Source organism: Parapedobacter soli (assembly GCF_025460835.1).
In the GTDB taxonomy this organism is placed as follows: domain Bacteria; phylum Bacteroidota; class Bacteroidia; order Sphingobacteriales; family Sphingobacteriaceae; genus Parapedobacter; species Parapedobacter soli.
Genome location: NZ_JAMXAY010000047.1, coordinates 16,117 through 35,510, shown reverse-complemented (window position 1 = coordinate 35,510; position 19,394 = coordinate 16,117). Strand labels below are relative to the sequence as shown.

The 19,394-nt window shown below is 49.9% G+C and carries 18 protein-coding genes; 11 read left to right on the top strand and 7 right to left on the bottom strand.

What is annotated here, in order from left to right:
- Positions 1 to 151: 151 nt before the first annotated feature.
- Positions 152 to 1,468, top strand: a complete 1,317-nt coding sequence (locus tag NGM62_RS17090; protein WP_262249497.1) for an MATE family efflux transporter — start codon at positions 152 to 154, stop codon at positions 1,466 to 1,468.
- Positions 1,469 to 1,482: 14 nt separating this feature from the next.
- Here NGM62_RS17090 and NGM62_RS17085 read toward each other — a convergent pair whose 3' ends face one another.
- Genes NGM62_RS17085 through NGM62_RS17070 form a run of 4 tightly spaced genes read right to left on the bottom strand, consistent with a single transcriptional unit; the run spans position 1,483 to position 5,645 of the window.
- Positions 1,483 to 2,919 (bottom strand): serine hydrolase domain-containing protein, encoded by a 1,437-nt coding sequence (locus NGM62_RS17085; RefSeq protein ID WP_262249496.1) that lies wholly within the window; start codon positions 2,917 to 2,919, stop codon positions 1,483 to 1,485.
- A gap of 36 nt (positions 2,920 to 2,955) precedes the next feature.
- Positions 2,956 to 3,699, bottom strand: a complete 744-nt coding sequence (locus NGM62_RS17080) for a LytR/AlgR family response regulator transcription factor (protein ID WP_262249495.1) — start codon at positions 3,697 to 3,699, stop codon at positions 2,956 to 2,958.
- Complete coding sequence (locus NGM62_RS17075; RefSeq protein ID WP_262249494.1) at positions 3,696 to 4,739, bottom strand: sensor histidine kinase; 1,044 nt, start codon at positions 4,737 to 4,739, stop codon at positions 3,696 to 3,698. The genes NGM62_RS17080 and NGM62_RS17075 overlap by 4 nt, the downstream gene beginning before the upstream one ends.
- 12 nt (positions 4,740 to 4,751) lie before the next feature.
- Positions 4,752 to 5,645 (bottom strand): cell wall-active antibiotics response protein, encoded by an 894-nt coding sequence (locus tag NGM62_RS17070; RefSeq protein ID WP_262249493.1) that lies wholly within the window; start codon positions 5,643 to 5,645, stop codon positions 4,752 to 4,754.
- A gap of 289 nt (positions 5,646 to 5,934) precedes the next feature.
- On the opposite strand from NGM62_RS17070, the gene NGM62_RS17065 reads away from it, so the two are divergent.
- Both NGM62_RS17065 and ypfJ read left to right on the top strand, forming a co-directional pair.
- On the top strand, positions 5,935 to 6,273 hold the full coding sequence (locus NGM62_RS17065) for a PUR family DNA/RNA-binding protein (RefSeq protein ID WP_262249492.1): 339 nt from the start codon (positions 5,935 to 5,937) through the stop codon (positions 6,271 to 6,273).
- Positions 6,274 to 6,349: 76 nt separating this feature from the next.
- A complete protein-coding gene (gene ypfJ, locus NGM62_RS17060) occupies positions 6,350 to 7,210 on the top strand; it encodes a KPN_02809 family neutral zinc metallopeptidase (protein ID WP_262249491.1) in 861 nt (286 codons plus the stop codon).
- A gap of 11 nt (positions 7,211 to 7,221) precedes the next feature.
- Here ypfJ and NGM62_RS17055 read toward each other — a convergent pair whose 3' ends face one another.
- Both NGM62_RS17055 and fabG read right to left on the bottom strand, forming a co-directional pair.
- On the bottom strand, positions 7,222 to 8,196 hold the full coding sequence (locus NGM62_RS17055; protein ID WP_262249490.1) for an acyl transferase: 975 nt from the start codon (positions 8,194 to 8,196) through the stop codon (positions 7,222 to 7,224).
- Between the two features lie 128 nt (positions 8,197 to 8,324).
- The gene (gene fabG / locus NGM62_RS17050; RefSeq protein WP_262249489.1) at positions 8,325 to 9,068 is read right to left on the bottom strand and encodes a 3-oxoacyl-[acyl-carrier-protein] reductase; all 744 of its coding nucleotides are present in this window, start codon (positions 9,066 to 9,068) and stop codon (positions 8,325 to 8,327) included.
- Positions 9,069 to 9,289: 221 nt separating this feature from the next.
- Here fabG and NGM62_RS17045 point away from each other — a divergent pair, with 221 nt between their 5' ends.
- Positions 9,290 to 11,578 carry a GH92 family glycosyl hydrolase gene (locus tag NGM62_RS17045; protein WP_262249488.1) on the top strand — a complete coding sequence of 763 codons (2,289 nt, stop codon included), beginning with the start codon at positions 9,290 to 9,292 and terminating at the stop codon, positions 11,576 to 11,578.
- Positions 11,579 to 11,590: 12 nt separating this feature from the next.
- On the opposite strand, the gene NGM62_RS17040 is transcribed toward NGM62_RS17045, so the two are convergent.
- A complete protein-coding gene (locus NGM62_RS17040) occupies positions 11,591 to 12,457 on the bottom strand; it encodes an AraC family transcriptional regulator (protein WP_262249487.1) in 867 nt (288 codons plus the stop codon).
- A 155-nt stretch (positions 12,458 to 12,612) separates the two neighbouring features.
- On the opposite strand from NGM62_RS17040, the gene fucP reads away from it, so the two are divergent.
- The 7 genes from fucP to NGM62_RS17005 all read left to right on the top strand — a co-directional run bounded on the left by fucP (position 12,613) and on the right by NGM62_RS17005 (position 19,394).
- Entirely contained in the window at positions 12,613 to 13,875 is a 1,263-nt protein-coding gene (fucP, locus tag NGM62_RS17035) for an L-fucose:H+ symporter permease (protein WP_262249486.1), read from the top strand.
- Between the two features lie 41 nt (positions 13,876 to 13,916).
- Complete coding sequence (locus NGM62_RS17030) at positions 13,917 to 14,273, top strand: L-rhamnose mutarotase (protein ID WP_262249485.1); 357 nt, start codon at positions 13,917 to 13,919, stop codon at positions 14,271 to 14,273.
- On the top strand, positions 14,263 to 15,924 hold the full coding sequence (locus NGM62_RS17025; protein WP_262249484.1) for a UxaA family hydrolase: 1,662 nt from the start codon (positions 14,263 to 14,265) through the stop codon (positions 15,922 to 15,924). The genes NGM62_RS17030 and NGM62_RS17025 overlap by 11 nt, the downstream gene beginning before the upstream one ends.
- 147 nt (positions 15,925 to 16,071) lie before the next feature.
- Entirely contained in the window at positions 16,072 to 16,839 is a 768-nt protein-coding gene (locus tag NGM62_RS17020; RefSeq protein ID WP_262249483.1) for an SDR family NAD(P)-dependent oxidoreductase, read from the top strand.
- 93 nt (positions 16,840 to 16,932) lie between these two features.
- Positions 16,933 to 17,793, top strand: a complete 861-nt coding sequence (locus tag NGM62_RS17015; protein ID WP_262249482.1) for a fumarylacetoacetate hydrolase family protein — start codon at positions 16,933 to 16,935, stop codon at positions 17,791 to 17,793.
- Positions 17,777 to 18,607, top strand: a complete 831-nt coding sequence (locus NGM62_RS17010; protein WP_262249481.1) for an amidohydrolase family protein — start codon at positions 17,777 to 17,779, stop codon at positions 18,605 to 18,607. The genes NGM62_RS17015 and NGM62_RS17010 overlap by 17 nt, the downstream gene beginning before the upstream one ends.
- Positions 18,608 to 18,611: 4 nt before the next feature.
- On the top strand, positions 18,612 to 19,394 hold the full coding sequence (locus tag NGM62_RS17005; RefSeq protein ID WP_262249480.1) for an SDR family oxidoreductase: 783 nt from the start codon (positions 18,612 to 18,614) through the stop codon (positions 19,392 to 19,394).

Sequence of the window (19,394 nt, the reverse complement as noted above, 5' to 3'; positions counted from 1 at the left end):
ACTGACTGTTAGTGTGTTGTACAGAATTTAAGGGATGACTAATTAGGTTTATAATTGGTTAGTTTGAAGGTCCCGATCCTCCCCGTTTCGGGGCTTTCTTTGTTTCTAAGGATACTATCATCCTGTTAGTAATTTCGTTTCTTTGCATCGTATGGCCTACCAGCATTATATCCATATCATCAAGCTTGCAGTTCCTATTATTTTGGCCAATGCGTCAGTTCCGTTGTTGGGTTTGGCTGATACGGCTGCTATCGGCCAAACAGGTACCGCGGTAGACCTCGGGGCTATCGCGTTGGCCTCCCTCATTTTCAATTTCGTATATTGGGGCTTCGGCTTCCTGCGTATGGGGACCACCGGTTTTGTATCACAGGCCCTCGGGGCCGGGGATGTAGATGAAGCACATGCGCTGCTTTTTCGTTCAATGCTACTGGGTGGTATTATAGGCCTGCTTCTCATCTTGTTGCAATCCGTTGTCGGAGCCGCGGCTATCGGCTTGCTGAAAGCCAGCGATGAAATCAAAGGTCTTGTTGGTACCTACTTCTATATTCGCATTTGGGGTGCACCCGCCACCCTGATTACTTTCGCGCTGCTGGGCACTTTCATCGGCGCCGGTTGGACCAAACACTTATTGGCTGTACAGCTTTTCCTCAACGGGCTCAATATCTTGCTCAATGTTGTCTTCGTTGTCGGCTATGATTTTGGTGTGCGTGGTATCGCGTTGGGTACCGTGATCGCAGAGTGGTCTGCACTTTTCTTTTCGTCTTATCTGATCATTAAGAAGATGCGGCTGGTGCATCCCATGCATCGCTTCCGTTACCTTAGGCCACGTATTTTCAGCAAAGCCAAACTTATTGCCCTTATCAGGGTAAACGGCGACATCATGATCCGTACTTTAGCGCTGCTCACCGGTTTTGCTTGGTTTGCAAACCAAGGGGCCGATTTCGGCGATGATGTGTTGGCGGCCAATCATGTGCTGCTGCAGTTCGTGTCGCTTTCGGCATTTTTTCTGGATGGGTATGCTCATGTGGCCGAGATGTTGTCTGGCAAAGCTTACGGCGCGCGTGACCGGGTATCTTTTGTTCAGCAAATCCGCCATTCTAGTGTGTTGGCAGCCATCACCGCACTGGTGTTGGCCTGCCTCGTTTACCTGTTGGGTGGGCTGCTCGTTCCATTGCTCACCAAAGATACGCAGGTGCAAGCCATAGCGTTAGCCCATCGTTCGTATGCCGCTGTGTATATTGCCGTCTCATTTGCCGCCTTTCAACTGGATGGGGTGTTTATCGGTGTTACAAAAAGCCTGGAAATGCGCAATGCCACGGTGGCGGCGTTACTGGTATTCATAGGTTCGGCAGTATTGTTGGCTCCCGCTTATGGTAATGCGGGGCTTTGGGGCGCTTTTATTGTCTACGTCATTGTGCGTGCTGTGGCATTGGGTGCTTACTACCCACGTATAATGCGGGTATTTTAAATCTAAACCCCAGCCTAATTGGTTGCCAAGATTGAGTTTACGATTGAAATACCTACGCTGTCGACGGGTTCGGCGGTGTTCGATAATACCACGACCGCAATTTTCCGATCGGGTGAAAAAGCCATGTAGCTGCTGCTGCCGAAGGTGCCCCCATTATGCCAGTAGATAAGCTCGTCGCCCATAAGGTTCATGTGCCAGGCTAAGCCTATATCCGTATCGGGCGGGTTGAAATACGTGAATTGGCGAGTTTGGGCAAGGGCATGCTCAAGGTCCGTTTCAGGCATCTTGAAATGCGCTTTTGCATAGGTGAGCAAATCTTTTACCGACGATTTCAGCGACCCATGTGCGGCGAATGCATCAAACGTCCATAACGGCGTTTCTTGTCCATCCTTATTATACACTTTGGCTACATATTGCGAGTCAGGACTGGGGAACTCCGTCGTATTGTTCAATCCCAATGGCTCGCAGATGATTTCCCGTACCATCTCATTATACGGCTTGTCATATATGGTAGAAAGAATATCGCCCAGTAAGCCGAAGCCCAGATTACTGTATATGTAAATGGAGTCTGGGGGTGTGGTTGCCTTGTACGATACCAGGAAGCTGTATAAATCGGCTTGAGTATAGCCGTTGTAGGGGTCTAGCGGGTGTGTTGCTGCAGTAGCATCGATATTTGCCGGCATGCGGGGTAGCCCTGACGTGTGGTTGGCCAATTGTTTCAGTGTGATGCGCTGGAGTTCTGGGTTTGCTGCTACCGAGTCGGGAAGGTAGTTGGTAATCGGGGCGTCGATATCAAGCTGCTGGGTCTGCGCCAGGTATGCCAGCAATGTGGCTGTAAATGTTTTTGTAATCGATCCGATTTCGAACAGCGTGTTTTCATCAGGAAGTTGTTTATTTCCCTTTTCAGTTTCACCGTAATAGTAGCTGCTTGTTTTGCCGTCGTAAACCACGCCGATGGCCAGTGCATGGGTGTGGCCTTTGCGGCTGTATGCCAAGGCGACCGAATCAATGTAAAAATCGAGTTTGGATGTGGCAGAACCGTGCGACGCGATGGGTCCCGTCTTTTCGGGAACGGGGTCGCCGGCGTACGGCTGGAAAAGGAACGTCTCGATCCGGTTTAGGCTGTCTAATGCCAAAACGACCTGCAGAGGTGTGCTCAGGAAATTGAGTTTATAGATGCCTGTCCCGTTGTCATAGCTTTTCAATTCGGCCGACTGGATTTGTCCCAATGGATATAGTTGTTGGGTCATCACAACCTGGAAAGCCTGTAAAGAAAGCGATTGTTTGAACCGGGGGCCTACGAGCGCATAGATTGAGTCGGTCTCTTGCAAATTGAAGTGATACTCTATTTTATTGAAAACGGCCTGATTGATTTGCTGGGCACGGTCTTCCTCCTGCGAAAAGGCTGGGAATAAAGGTAGCAATAAAATGATGCAGACTATCCTGTTCATGGTTTCAAACATGAGGCAAAATTACATGAAACCTGCTTACATTCCTAATGTTTGTTTGAGGCGGGCATAGCCGCTTTTGCTTACACTCACCTGGTTACCATCCGCAAGTACCGCCACGTAACTATCTTTCTCATGGGGTTCTAACCGGGCGATGTGGTCGATTTTAACAATGAATGACCGGTGCACGCGTACAAATTGAGCTGGATCGAGCTGGTTTTCGAAGGATGCCATCGTTTTGTTCTTCAAGAACACGCCATCATCTGTATGGATTTTTACATAATCATCGTCTGCTTCCAGATAGCTGATACTGTTAACCGGGATAATCTTGATTTTTGCTCCGGTTTTTACCACAACCCGCTCCAGCTTGCCGTCTACTTGGTTCATTTTATCGAGCAGATGCTGTGTGTTTTTCCGCATTGTATCCACGTGTTGGACATCGAGAAACTTGGCCATGGCATCGTCGAACCGGCTCTTCGTAATGGGTTTCAGCAGGTAGTCAACAGCGTGTTGTTCAAATGCCTGCACGGCGTATTCGTCAAATGCCGTGGTAAATATTACAGCGGGTCGGTTGTCGATAATCTCCAGCATTTCAAACCCGTTTATTTTGGGCATCTGGATATCTAGGAAGATGATGTCCGGTTGGTACTGCATGATGGCTTTGGCACCTTCGAATCCGTCGTTGCACTCGGCGACGACCTCCACCCGCGGGTAACTTTCGAGGTATTCTGCAATCATGCTTCGAGCAAGGGGTTCATCATCTACCAATACAGCTTTAATCATAATTGGGGGATCCTGATTATGCTGGTAAAGATATGGCTTGTAGATCGAGTTTCCAACAAGTCCGTACGCCCGAACAATAAAAATAACCTGCGCTGGATACCGCGGAGCCCGAATCCGGTGCCGCGCCTTGGCTTATTGCTTTCACTGTCGTAGGGATTTTCTATCTGTATTTCCAAGAGGTGGTCATTGCACGTACAGGTTACGCTAATGGTCACTTTCTCGGTCGTGTCGTACAGCCCGTACTTGATGGCGTTTTCCACCAATGGTTGCATAATCATTGCCGGCAAGGTCATTGCCAGGCATTCTTCGTCAAAGTTAACCGATGTGTCAAGCCTATGGCCGAATCGGACTTTCTCGATTTCGAGATACAGCTGTAGATGCTCCAGTTCGTCTTTGAGTGCAATAAGCTGCTGGTCGTCCTTGCGTAGCGTACCCCTCAAGAAGTCTGAGAGTTGGAAAGTCATGTTCCGGGCTTCGTCGGGTTTCCGGCCAATCAGGGCGATAATAGAGTTGAGGCTGTTGAACAGGAAGTGGGGCTGCAGCTGTTGCCGCAGGTTATATAGCTCGGCCTCGCGTGCCAGCCGTTCGGCATCCGCTTTCCGTTGTTCATTTTCTTTATTCTCCTGTTGGATGTTCCACAGGATATTGATGACGGCCATCCAGGCAATGAGAAGTGCATTGAAGAAAAAGCGCACCGGCAGCGATATATCGATGTGGTTGAGGTAAGCTTCATCCTGGATGATATATTGGAGTATCCATCGGTCTAAGGACACGCTGATCGCAGCCAGTACCAGTCCCCAAATGACGATATAAAAGTAACCCTTTCGTTGGGGTAAGTAGTGTGTGAGCGCCCCTGCGATGACATAGCAGCACAGTGTGGTCACCGTGGCGCTCACCAAGCTGTCGTTTAGTGCTAAGTTGAAATCGACGTCAAACCACCAGAGCAAAGCCGTTTGGATAAGTGCATAGGTCACCCAAATAACAAAGCAACTGATGTTGATAAGCCGTTGTTTAGATGAAGTATACGTTGTGTCGCTCACGATACCGGCCGGTTAAATATTTTTGATGGTAATACCTCCGAATATGGAAGTTCCTCTGATGTAAACTATTTTTTGCTCGTCGTACGGTGTCCCCTGTGAGAAGCGGCGGTCACTCACCTCGCCGAAAACCGATACCACTTCCGATTGAATTTTCCAATGTGCGGGTACAATGATTTTGGTTCCTGCAAATAGTTGGAACACATCGATTACGATAGGCTGTTGGATATCGGCCTGTATCAGGTTCAGGTCTGTGCCGCCACATACGTTTACGATTTCGCCGCCTTGGAACCGCTTGGAAATAATAATCTTTTTCACATCGCTGAATATGGCGGTCGATTTCAGGTAATCTTCGCTGGTGAAGCTTCCTGTATCGCCGTTGGCCGTGCCCATTTCGCTGAAGGAGTTGCTTTCACTGTGGTCTCCGGTTGCACCAAAGGCAGTGGCCCCGCTATGTGCGGAGCCATCCGTTTCATCTTTTACACGCTTATCCCACTCGTAGTCGCCATATCGCTCGCGGTACCGCCGTCGCCCGTCCGGTCGCGGAGCGCAAGGGCCGCCGCGACTTTTGCCCGACAGCAACCACAGGCCGATGGCGATGATTACCACAGGCCATATAAATGCACCGATGTTGAAATCGGTGATGTTCCTAATCAGGAAGAATGCACCCAACCCCAACAGGATGTATGACGACGGATTGCGGAAATTAGAGTTGCCGCCGATGATCAGCCCCACAACGATGAGTACCATCGGCCACATGTTGTGCCAATTGAATACCCAATGCGGGAAAATCCAATCGAGGCCCAATTTCCCAGCGAGCAGTATTGTTCCAATACCGACGATGATGATTCCGGCCCACATGCGGCCTGTACTGGTATGTTGGTTTGCGGGTTGGCGTTGCTTGTTCATTATATTGTTGTTTAATAAAATTGCTGATCGAAAAAGTATACTTCCCTCCGAAGTATAGGACCAAAGATATACGGAATAGGGACTTGCTGCAATAGCGATTAGGCAATGGCCTGTGTTTTCTCGGTAAACGGCCGTTTTATTTCGGTAAATAAGCCTACGGGGGTACAACACGGATGGTTTAATCCCAGGCGCATAAATTTTACAATTTAGATAAATACTTGTATTAATCAAGTAAATTGCTTTATATTTATCCCGATTCTGAGAATGCAAAAAAATAAAAAGCTTAACAATGGGAGATTTTGACAACAAAGAGCGTGAAGAGGTTTTTTCAAAAAAGGTAAGGGCTGGTAAGCGCACTTATTTTTTCGATGTAAAGGCGACCCGTTCCAACGACTACTACGTTACCATCACAGAGAGCAAGAAGCGGTTTGAAGACGGGGTGTTCATCAAGCATAAGATTTTCTTGTATAAAGAAGATTTTGAAAAGTTTGCCGAGGGGCTTACCGAAGTGGTTGAATACATCAAATCCCATCAAGAAGTAGTTGAAAAGCGGTATGAGCCAGGGTTTGAAAGTAACGGGGTAGGGGTTGCCGAGGATGCAGAATCAAAAGACGATTTTTCGTTTTAACGTTATACAATAATATCATACTGATTATAAAACTTGAGCCTTGCATCGCCGTAAGGCTTTTTTTGATGCATATATTATGGAATGGAAAGGTAAAAGAAGAAGCACCAATGTGGAAGACAGGCGGGGTATGTCGTCCGGGGGCAAGCTGGCACTGGGTGGGGTAGGTGGTATCGTGGTCTTGGTCATTGGTCTCCTAATGGGAGGAGATCCGGGGGAGCTGCTCCAACAGATGCAGGCAACCAGTGTTCAGCAGACAGATGGGCCGGTGGAAATCAGTGCAGAAGAGCAGGAGCTGACCGAATTGGTGGAAGTTGTTTTTGCAAGCACAGAGGACGTATGGGCAGCTATTTTTGCGAATGGGGGCAGTACGTACCAGCCAAGCACGATGGTGTTTTACCGCGACCAGACCCCTACGGATGGTTGCGGGATGGGCGCTTCGGCGTATGGCCCTTTCTATTGCCCGGCCGACCGGAAAGTCTATATAGACCTGAGCTTCAATGACCAGCTGCACGAGCAGTTCGGTGCTACGGGCGATTTTGCGATGGCTTACGTGGTGGCACATGAGGTGGGGCATCATATCCAAAACCTACTGGGCACCATGGATAAGACCGCGAAGCTGCGGTCGCAGCTCAGCGAGCGGGAATATAATAAGGTAAGCGTAATGACAGAGCTGCAAGCGGATTTCTATGCAGGGGTGTGGGCACACCATGCCAATAGATCTTCCGAATTGCGCCTTGATCTGCGGGATATTTTAGAAGGCATGAAAGCGGCGGAGGCCGTTGGTGATGACCGGCTGCAGCGGCAAAGCCAAGGGCGTGTCACACCCGAAGCCTTTACACACGGCACGTCCGAACAGCGGGCTTACTGGTTCAAGAAAGGCTACGATACGGGCGACCTTCGCCAGGGCGATACGTTTAGCGACCCGAGTTTGCAGTAAACGGCATGGGGTTATTGCACCAGTAGGTTGCACCCCCTGATGTCACTTTGGTCAAAACGGCCCAATACCTCAAATGACCCGTCTGCGTACTTCCGCCCCAAATCCTGCGTGGCAATGAATGCACATGAGTGGATATTTGCAAGATCGATGATATTGATGGCGCCGGTACGGTTTAGCGGTAGGATATCGAACGGGTCGTTCGTGTCGCGTATATGAATTTGCATCCATGGCGGACAGCGGAATAAGCCCCCACCTGCGGAGTAAGCCTGAGACAGCAGTTCCGTCATCCCGTACTCAGAGTGAATTTCCGCCACATGGAACCCCCGGCATAGCCGTTCGTGCACCTCTTCCCGGATCATTTCCCGCCGCTTGCCTTTCATGCCCCCTGTTTCCATAACCATCAACTGCGGGAAGTCAACGGCGTGGTTTTCGACAAAGTCGAGCAGCGCATACGTAACGCCGATAAGCAACGTCCGCGTTCCCGCCGCTTTGAGCTCCTGCAATGCATGGAAGAGATCATTATGGTTGTACAAGAAATACCCACTTAGTGGATTCCCGCTTTGATGTATTAGGTCATCTACCATGTAGATCAGCGAAGAACCCTCCCGCTCCGAATAAGAAGGAAGCAATGCCAAGATAGCCATATCAGCGGGATTCCCATAGAACCGTTCAAACGCCATACGGAAGCTCTGTTCGTACACGGCGGTATCCACCACGTAATGTTTGCTTTGCACGGAGCCCGTGGTGCCTGAGCTACTGAAAACCACCTGTGGCTGTCGGGTGCTGGATACAACCCGATGGCTTTTGAAAAAATCGATGGGCAAGAAAGGGATTGCTTCAGGTTTTTCTATCGTTCCGGGGTTTATACGGATCAACGAGAGGTATTCTTTATAAACGGCACAATGCTCAGCTTGATGACGAAATATCTTTATGCACGTATCGTCAAAATCTTGGTGTGTTTTTATGGAGAAGACCTCGTTGTTCATCCCAGCAAAGGTAGTGTTTTAGCTCCGTCAGTGATACAAGGAAAGGCGACTATTCCTGGGCAAGGATACCCGACCAGTGGCGTGTTATCTCCGATCGATTATGGCGCTGGCGGGTTTTACTATACCGGTTAAAGCATACCGCCGCAAACCGAAAGTACCTGTCCGTTAATATAAGCGGCCAGATCGGATGCGAGGAACAAGCAGGCGTTGGCTACGTCTTCCGTTTCACCGGCACGTTTCAATGGGATGTTCTGCTCCCAGCCTTCAACTACTTTGGGGTCCAATACATCGGTCATCTCCGTGCGGATAAAGCCCGGGGCGATGACATTCGTACGGATATTCCGCGATCCCAATTCCTTGGCAACCGATTTGGAAAAGCCGATGATGCCAGCCTTGGAAGCAGCATAGTTGGCCTGCCCGGCGTTACCCTGCACGCCAACTACCGAGCTCATATTGATAAATACCCCGTTCCGGTTTTTCATCATGATCCGCGATGCCGCTTTGGTTACATTAAACACCGACTTGAGGTTTATTTCAAGCACGTCATCCCATTGGTCTTCCGTCATCCGAAGCAACAAACCGTCTTTGGTGATACCCGCGTTGTTTACCACGATATCCAGGGTGCCAAATTCCGACACGATATCGCTAACCAACTGCTCGGCAGCTTCAAATTTAGACGCGTCCGAGCGGTAGCCTTTTATTTTCGTGCCGTAGGCTTGCAATTCCTGCTCCAATGCCTGGCCTTTTTCCACAGACGATAGGTAGGTGAACGCTACATTTGCACCCTGCTCCGCAAACTTCTCGGCTATCTTACGGCCTATACCTTTCGAGGCACCCGTGATAAGCGCGGTCTTTCCTTCAAGTAACTTCATGGTTTAACGTTTCTTTGCCTTTATATTTTTGTTGCAAACTTAGCTAAAATGCCCCGTATTCGCGAACGCAATAGGCAACAAAAGATGGTCGCCTGTTAAGTGGATGTGCTTGCTAAACACTTTTAGCGTTTTCGATTTGAGATTATTTTACCATATTAGCAGGCGCTAATATATTTAATCGATAAAGAATCCTATAAACAAACATCATATAGTATAAATAAATGAAATCACCGTTGACTCTCTTATGCTCACTGGTTGCGCTATTCGGTACCGCACAAGAGGTGAGCCGCGTAGAAAGCCCGTTGGATTATGTGAACATCCTGATGGGTACGCAGTCCGTACATTTACTTTCTAATGGCAACACCTATCCGGCTATTGCACGGCCCTGGGGAATGAACTTCTGGTCGCCCCAGACAGGTAAAATGGGCGATGGGTGGATGTATACCTACACCGCCGACAAAATCCGTGGGTTCAAGCAAACGCATCAGCCGTCGCCCTGGATGAATGATTACGGACAGTTTTCCATCATGCCCACTACAGGTAAACAGACGTTCGATCAAGACGAACGTGCCAGCTGGTTCTCGCATAAGGCTGAAGTGGCCAAGCCGCATTATTACAGCGTCTATCTCGCCGACCACGACGTCACGGCCGAAATCACACCGACCGAACGGGCAGCACGATTCCGTTTCACATTTCCCCAAACCGATAGTGCCTTTGTGGTTATCGATGCGTTTGATAAAGGCTCTTACATCAAAATCATCCCCGAAGAGAATACCATCATCGGCTATACCACGCGCAACAGTGGCGGCGTGCCGGATAACTTCAAAAATTACTTCGTACTGGTGTTTGACCAACCGTTTGCTGAGGTGAGTACATTCGCCGATTCGATACGCGTGGCAGACCGCTTGGAGGTCCAAGCCAACCATGTGGGTGCCATTGTTGGCTTCCGTATCGCAAACCGTGGCGACCAGGTGCAAGCCAAAGTGGCATCGTCATTCATCAGCCACGAGCAAGCTAAATTGAACCTCCGCGAAATCGGAAACAAAGACTTTGAGACCATCAAACAGGAGGGGGCCGAACAATGGAACGCGGAGCTGGGTAAAGTACGTGTGGGGGGCGGAACCATCGACCAGGTGCGCACTTTCTATTCGTGCCTGTACCGCACCATCCTATTTCCACGTATGTTTTATGAATATGATGCAGATGGCAATGTGATCCATTACAGCCCGTACAACGGCAAAGTATTGCCGGGCTATATGTTTACCGATACAGGCTTCTGGGATACGTTCCGTGCATTATTCCCGTTTCTCAACCTGGTTTATCCCGACGTAAACCAAAAGATGCAAGAGGGGTTGGCCAATACCTATAAGGAAGGCGGATGGCTACCGGAATGGGCTAGTCCGGGCTACCGCAACATCATGGTGGGTAATAATTCGGCCTCCGTCGTAGCGGATGCGTATATAAAAGGACTACGGGGCTATGATATCGAAAAGCTGTATGAAGGCCTGCTGAAAGGAGCCAATAATGCAGGGCCCATCACGGCTGTTGGCCGCGCAGGTGCTGAATATTACACCACGCTCGGCTATGTCCCATACGATGTAGGAATCAATGAAAACGCTGCCAGAACACTGGAATATGCGTATGATGATTTCGCGATTTACCAGTTGGCCAAGGCGCTGGGTCGCCCGGCTGATGAGATTGCCCTCTACCGCGAGCGCAGCTTTAACTACAAGAAGCTCTTCGATAAAGAGACCGGCCTTATGCGGGGTAAGAACAAAGACGGTAGTTTCCAAACGCCATTCAACCCGTTTAAATGGGGAGATTCATTCACCGAAGGCAACAGCTGGCATTACTCGTGGTCCGTTTTCCAGGATGTGGAAGGCCTGGCACAGTTGATGGGTGGACATGAAGCATTTGTTACCAAGCTCGACTCCGTGTTTTCACTGCCACCGATATTTGACCACAGCTACTACGGCTTCACCATCCACGAAATCAGAGAGATGCAGATTGCTAATATGGGGCAGTATGCCCACGGCAACCAACCTATACAGCACATGATTTACCTGTACAATTATGCGGGTGCGCCGTGGAAGACCCAGTATTGGGTGCGTGAAACGATGGACCGGATGTACCTGCCGACACCCGACGGGTATTGCGGCGATGAAGACAATGGCCAGACCTCTGCATGGTATGTGTTTTCGGCGCTCGGCTTCTATCCGGTTACGCCGGCAACCGACGAATATGTATTGGGAGCACCTTTATTCAAGGAGGTCACCATCCAGTTGCCCAATGGGAAAACCATCGAAATCCAAGCACCCAACAATAGCAAGGAGAACCGCTATATCCAGTCGGCGACTTTTAACGGGAAAGATTACGGTCGGAACTACCTCAAGCATAGCGATCTTGTAAACGGTGCCGTGTTGCATTTCGATATGGACGACAAACCCAATATGCAGCGGGGAACCGATCAGGAGGACTTCCCGTATTCGTTGAGCTTGGAACAGCAATAGTTCATTAGTAACTTATTTCAGGTATGCCCGCCGATAACTCAGCGGGCTTTTTCCTGTTATCTGTTTGAAATACTTGTGGAATCCCGCGAAGTTGTGGAATCCCGTCTCATAGCAGATCTCTTTGACAGTGAGGTTGTTTTCGATAAGAAGTTTGCACGCATGCCCCACCCGAATCCCGATTAGAAATTGTGAAAATGTTTTGCCGGTTCGCGATTTAAAATACCGGCAAAAGGCATTGCTGCTCATCCCCGCCACTTCGGCGATTTCGTCCAACGCAATCCGCCGCCGGAAGTGTTGGAGCGCGAAATCGTAAATATTATTGATGCGGTCGTTTTCACTCACTTGATAATTTGGGCTGAAGCCAACGGAGGAGAGCGGACTGCGCTCTTCGGTATCTGCAATGACTGTGAGTGCTTCTATAAGCAGGGTGATCCGTTTGGTACCCTCGGTGCACAGCAGCTCCGCGAGCAATTCCTTAACCCTGGTGCGAGCCATGCCATACACAGCTACGCCCTGCTTGGCCTGTTGGAGCAGTTGCTTAACGTTGGTGTTTTCGGGGAGGTCGAGGAAATCCTTACCCCAGAAATCGTCGTTGAAATGGGCAACACGGACATCCGCGGCCCTGGTGGCGTCTGTATCCAAATAGCTTCTGTCGAAACTCCAGTAATGGGGTAGGTTGGAACCGATTAGTACCACATCGCCCGATGAAAAATTGTAGATGCTATCACCAATAAATTGCGTGCCACTGCCCCTTTCGAAATGGATGAGTTCCACTTCGCGATGGTAGTGCCAACGGTTATTTGCATAAGGTACCCTATCGCGCCGCACACTGAAAGAATGCGCAGGACCCGTGCTTACTTTTAACAGTTGAGGCTTCATATCGTTTAGTCACTCAAAAAAACACAATATTTAACAATAATAGCAACAAGGCGCTAATATAGCTTAATAAATCGCTAATATCTTAGCAATCATTGTAGACTCAGTTTGCTTTATTTGCATAATCGAACAGGCGCTAACCGATAAATAAACATAATATGACGAAGCGGTATACAGTAATTCCAGTGATTTTAGTCACCTCGCTATTTTTCCTATGGGGGTTTGCCCACAACCTGAACCCAATCTTAATCCCCCACCTAAAAAAGGCTTGTCAGCTTTCTGATTTCCAATCATCCTTTGTGGATTCCGCATTTTTTATCGCTTACTTTGCCGTAGCACTACCCGCGGGTTATTTCATGAAACGTTTTGGGTATAAGCCTGGTATTGTTTTCGGCCTGCTGTTATTCGCAGTGGGGGCGTTCTTATTCTTTCCGGCAGCAGAAACTCGCGAATACGGCATGTTCTTAATAGCGTTGTTCGTGATAGCTAGCGGACTAACCTTTTTGGAAACCGCAGCAAACCCATATATCAGTGTGCTTGGCCGTCCCGAAACGGCCACTCAGCGGCTTAATTTTGCACAATCGTTCAATGGGCTCGCGGCTACGCTTGCTCCTTTTATCGGCGGCCGGTACATCCTGTCGGGCAAAACCCTCGGATTGGAAGAACAGGCCAGCATGTCGGCGGCCAGTTTGGACACATTTTTGCAAACAGAAGCCGACGCCGTGAAACTACCGTATATTATCATCGGTACTGTAGTGTTGCTGGTTGCACTATTGGTGGCCCGCACACCCCTGCCTGAGATTAATGAGGAGGCTGACTTGTATGAGGGCGGGGCCACCGGCAAGTCGCTTTGGTCCAATACCAATTTCCGTTTCGGGGTTATCGCGTTGTTTTTCTATGTGGGTGCCCAAGTGGGGGTGGTCAGCTTTTTTATCCGTTTTTCAGAGCAGGTGGCTGGGATACCCGAAAAAATGGCAGCGAATTTATTAGCCATTGCGCTGTTGGGATTTATGTTAGGTCGTTTTGTGGGCACATTTCTCATGCGGTTTGTCACACCCGCAAAGCTGCTCGCCATCTTTTCGTTGCTCAACGTCGTATTTACGATGTTGTCTGCATGGGTAGACGGCATGTTTGCCGTATATGCAATGGTTGGGGTTACATTCCTCATGTCAATCATGTTCCCTACTATTTTTTCGCTTGCAATCAACGGCTTAGGGAAATACACTAAACAAGGAGCGTCTATCCTTATCATGTCTATCGTAGGGGGAGCTATCATTCCCGTAGTCATGGGACGGCTCTCCGACTGGTTTACTATGCAAATCGCATACCTGGTGCCTGCAGGATGTTTCGCCATCGTCCTGCTGTTCGCACTGCGCAATATCAATAGCAAAGTAGCCCCGACCACAATAACACACCAGTAAGCACGTAAGTATAAATTAAAGGACAACAACCGAGCAATGTTATGAAAAAGTACGCACTGGCACTCGACCTCCAAAATGATGAACGGTTGATTGCTGAATACGAAGAGTTGCACCGGGCCATCGCGCCCGAGATCCGGCAATCCATTACAGATTCGGGCATTACACAAATGGAAATCTACCGGTTTGCCGACCGTATGTTTATGATCATCGAAACAACAGATGATTTCTCCTTTGCCGAAAAGGCCGCGGCAGACCATGCGAATCCAAACGTGAGGGCGTGGGAACAATTTACCTGGAAATTCCAAAAAGCAATACCCGGAGCCAAACCTGGCGAAAAGTGGGTTTTAATGAATAAAATTTTCGACCTTAGCGATAATAAACAATTAGATGAACAATAACCGGTTTTTTTTACAGATACACCCGGACGACAATGTGCTGGTTGCCTTGCGCGACCTGCCTCCCGGAACCGAAATAGACTTCGGGGGTGAGCGGATTACCATATTAAGTGGCGTGAAAGCCAAACATAAATTCACGATCGGACCCCTCGCCGCAGGCGCCGATGTGCGCATGTATGGTGTGCTGGTAGGCAAGACGAATGTAGCATTGCCAAGGGGAGAAACACTCACCACGCACAACATCCACCACGCGGCGGCACCGTTTGAACTAGGCGAGCGCCGATTGGATTGGCAGAAACCGGATACATCAGCGTTCGATGGCCAAGTGTTTATGGGCTACCATCGGTCTAACGGCACCGTAGGGACCGCCAATTATTGGCTGGTCATCCCGATGGTGTTCTGCGAAAACCGAAATGTACTGGTGATGAAAAACGCGTTGGAAGACCGGTTGGGTTATGGCAAGCGCTCAAACGATTACGAGCCGGAGGTTGAACAGCTGATCCAACTGTATCGATCGGGGGCCACCGTAGAGGATATCCTGAATGCTGATATTACCGTGGAGAAGGAGCTCGATACGGGTAAGCGGTTGTTTGAACATGTGGATGGTGTGAAATTTCTAAACCATCAGATGGGCTGCGGCGGAACGCGCATCGACTCGGATGCCCTGTGCGGCCTCCTTGCAGGGTACATCACGCACCCGAACGTGGCTGGTGCAACAGTGTTGAGCTTGGGTTGCCAGCATGCACAGGCATCCATACTCCGTGAAGAAATTGCCAAACGCGACCCTAATTTCGATAAGCCACTGTATGTTTTCGAACAGCAGCTGATGGGTACAGAAACCAATTTGCTGCAGCAGGCACTGAAAAGTACGTTTGCCGGCTTGATGCAGGCCAATCAGCAACGCCGGCAACCGGCACCGCTTAGCAAACTATGTATCGGTTTGGAATGCGGCGGGTCTGATGGCTTCTCGGGCATATCGGCCAACCCCGCATTGGGGTATGTGTCGGATATGCTGGTGGCTATGGGTGGGTCGGTTATCTTATCCGAATTTCCGGAGCTATGCGGTGTAGAGCAGGAGTTGAGCGACCGGTGCGTGGATGAGGAAACAGCATTGTATTTTATGGAGCTGATGACGACTTACAACGCCAGGGCAGAGGCGGATGGCTCGGGCTTTTATGCCAACCCGTCGCCGGGAAATATCCGCGATGGGTTGATTACCGATGCGATCAAATCGGCCGGGGCCGCAAAAAAAGGGGGCACCTCGCCCGTAACGGCTGTGGTCGATTATCCCGGTGTGGCCAATAAGCCGGGACTGAACCTGCTGTGTACACCCGGCAATGATGTCGAAAGCACCACCGCCGAAGTGGGGGCTGGCGCCAACGTCGTGCTGTTTACCACCGGATTGGGTACGCCAACCGGTAATCCCATCGCACCGGTGATCAAATTGGCCACCAATACTAAATTGTACCGGCGGATGCCTGATATTATCGATATCAACTGCGGAACCATCATAGAAGGAGAAGAAACAATAGCGCAAGTGGCCCACTCGATTCTTCGTTACATCATCGAGGTGGCCAGCGGGAATGTGCAGCCAAAGGCCGTCCAATTGGGCCAGGATGATTTCATCCCATGGCGAAGAGGGGTATCTTTGTGAGATTTGAGATGTGAGATTTGAGATTTGAGATTTGAGATTTGAGATGTGAGATTTGAGATGTGAGATTTGAGATGTGAGATTTGAGACAACAGAGACTGGGTACTAAGTACCCAATACTCAATACTAAGTACTAAATACTAAAAAATAATGACCAATAGACTAGCTGGCAAAACAGCGATTATTACAGGCGGCGGTAGTGGCATAGGCCGGGCGATAAGCTTTCGGTTTGCCCAAGAAGGGGCATCTGTCCATCTCCTCGAATTGAACACGTCGGCAGCCGAGGAGTTGGCCGCTGCTATTCGTGAGTCGGGTGGAGAAGCATCCGTACACTCGTGTGATGTGAGCTTGCACAGGGAGGTGCTGGATGTTATAAACAGCATCGGACCCGTTGATATTCTTGTTAACAATGCCGGCATTGCACATGTAGGCAACTTGGAAAACACCTCGGAAGACGATTTCGATCGGATTATCCGTGTCAATGTGAAGGGAGCATACAATGTGTTGCACGCCGTTGTCCCGTTGATGAAGGCGCATGGTGGAGGGGCTATACTCAACATGGCTTCCATAGCCGCATTGGTTGGCATTACCGATCGCTTTGCTTACTCCACAAGCAAGGGAGCTGTTCACGCCATGACCTTATCGGTGGCACGCGATTACCTGCACCACGGTATACGGTGTAACAGCATTTCGCCGGCACGGGTACACACACCGTTTGTAGATGGATTTATTGCTAAAAACTATCCGGGTAAGGAGGCAGAAATGTTTGAAGCGCTGTCCAAAAGCCAGCCTATCGGCCGTATGGCCCAGCCGGAGGAAATTGCTTCCCTGGCATTGTACCTGTGTTCCGATGAAGCGGCATTCATCACCGGCAACGACTATCCGATAGACGGCGGTTTCGTGACATTGAATAATTGATTGTTTATTTATTTATTAGATATTAGACATTAGACAATAGACATTAGACAATAGACACTAGACAAAAGACTTACGATTTTAAAATACTTAAAGATGAAATTAATCCGATATGGCGACTCCGGCCATGAAAAAATAGGGGTGCAGCAAGAGGGTATAAATTACGATGTCTCTGCTTTCGGGGGTGATTACAACGAGGCTTTTTTTGAAAACAACGGCTTGGTACGCCTAGAGGAATTCGTTAAGGCCAACGAAGGTAAGTTAATTCCCATTCCGGAAGGGGTACGGCTAGGGAGCCCGATAGCGCGTCCGTCCAAGATACTCTGCATCGGGCTCAATTACCGCGACCATGCCAAGGAAACCGGGGCCAAAATTCCCGAGGAACCTATCATATTCATGAAGTCGACCACGTCGCTATGCGGCCCGTATGACGATATCATCATTCCTAAAAATTCTACCAAAACCGATTGGGAGGTGGAATTCGGCGTTGTTATCGGGAAGCGTGCTTCCTATGTTTCAGAGGCCGACGCATTCGATCACGTGGCAGGCTACGTGCTGCATAACGATGTTTCCGAACGTGAGTTCCAGCTGGAGCGGGGCGGTACCTGGGATAAGGGGAAAGGTTGCGACACATTTGCACCTATCGGTCCCTTCCTGGCAACAAAAGATGAAATCAAAGACATCAACGACGTGCGGTTGTGGCTCACCGTAAATGGTACCACCTATCAGGATGGCAGCACACGCGATCTTATCTTCAGCGTGCCGTTTGTCATCAGCTATGTAAGCCAGTTTATGACCCTGCTCCCCGGCGATGTGATTTCCACCGGGACGCCAGCGGGCGTAGGGCTTGGTTTTGATCCACCTATCTACCTCAAGCCCGGCGACGTGGTAGAGCTGGGCGCCGAAGGGCTGGGCACATCGCGGCAGGTGGTAAAGGCGTATGAAGCGGATCGATAGCCACCAACATTTCTGGCATTACCACCCCGTACGGGATGCTTGGATTACCGATGATATGGCCGCCATCCGGTGTGATTTCCTGCCGGCCGACTTAGAACCCTTGATGGTCGCCAATAACGTATCGGGATGTGTGGCGGTACAGGCCGACCAATCGGAGGCAGAAACCCGATTCCTGTTGGACCTCGCAGACCAGCACCCGTTTATACATGGTGTTGTGGGATGGGTAGATTTGCAGGCAGCGGATGTGAATGAGCGATTGGCCTATTTCAGCCGTTACCCGAAACTCAAGGGTATGCGCCATATCGTGCAGGGCGAGGAAGACCCAAGGTTTTTGCTGCGGCCGGCATTTTTGGCGGGCATCGAAGCGTTGGCAACCTACGGCTTTACCTACGATGTCCTCATAAAGCCGCACCAGCTCGATGCGGCAACAGAATTTGTTGCCTGCTTTCCCAACCAGCCCTTTGTTATAGACCATCTGGCCAAACCGTATATCGCAGCAGGGACAAAAGAACCTTGGGCCACCCAGTTGGCAGCCCTTGCGGGGCACGGTAACGTTTACTGCAAATTATCAGGTATGGTTACAGAAGCCAGCTGGCTAGGGTGGAAGCCCGACGATTTCGGATTTTATATCCAGCATATCCTCGATGTGTTCGGTCCCCGGCGGATTATGTTCGGTTCCGATTGGCCCGTGTGTAATGTTGCCGCACCCTATAGCGTGGTGGTCGGATTGGTTGAGCAGGCAATTAGCCATCTCCCCGCTGCCCACCAGCAACGTATCTGGTACCAAAATGCCGTAGATTTTTATAGCTTATAATATCATGGACTTAAAACTGAAAGACAAGGTCGTAATAGTAACCGGTGGGGCCAAGGGTATCGGTAGGGGTATTGTACTGGCCCTGGCAGCAGAAGGAGCTATTCCGGTTATCGTGGGCCGGAAACAGGCCGACAACGAAGAGGTACGGCAGGAGGTGGAGGCAGCAGGCGGCCACGCCCTCAGTGTGGAAGCCGAATTGACCCGACCGGAGGAATGCGAGCGGGCCGTCGCCGACATTTTGGCCCATTTCGGCCGTATAGATGCACTGGTGAACAACGCCGGGGTAAACGATGGCGTAGGCTTGGAAAACGGAGGCTACCGGCAATTTGTCGACAGCCTACACAAATCGCTTATCCATTATTACCTCATGGCACACCATGCCCTGCCCGCACTCAAAGCGAGCAAGGGAAGCATCGTTAATATCGGTTCCAAGACGGCCGAAACGGGCCAAGGGAATACTTCGGCCTATGCCGCAGCCAACGGTGGCCGCAGCGCGTTGACACGCGAATGGGCCGTAGAGCTGTTGGGATATGGTATACGGGTAAACGCCGTTATCGTAGCCGAGTGTTACACACCCCTATACGACAAGTGGATTAAAACATTGCCTGATCCCGAAGAGACATTGGAGAAAATCACCAATCGAATTCCATTGGGCAAGCGGATGACCACCGTTGAAGAGATTGCCGATGCCGTCGTATTCTTATTGTCTGAGCGGTCGAGCCATACTACCGGGCAACTGCTGCATGTGGATGGCGGCTATGTCCACCTCGACCGGGCAATCGATTAA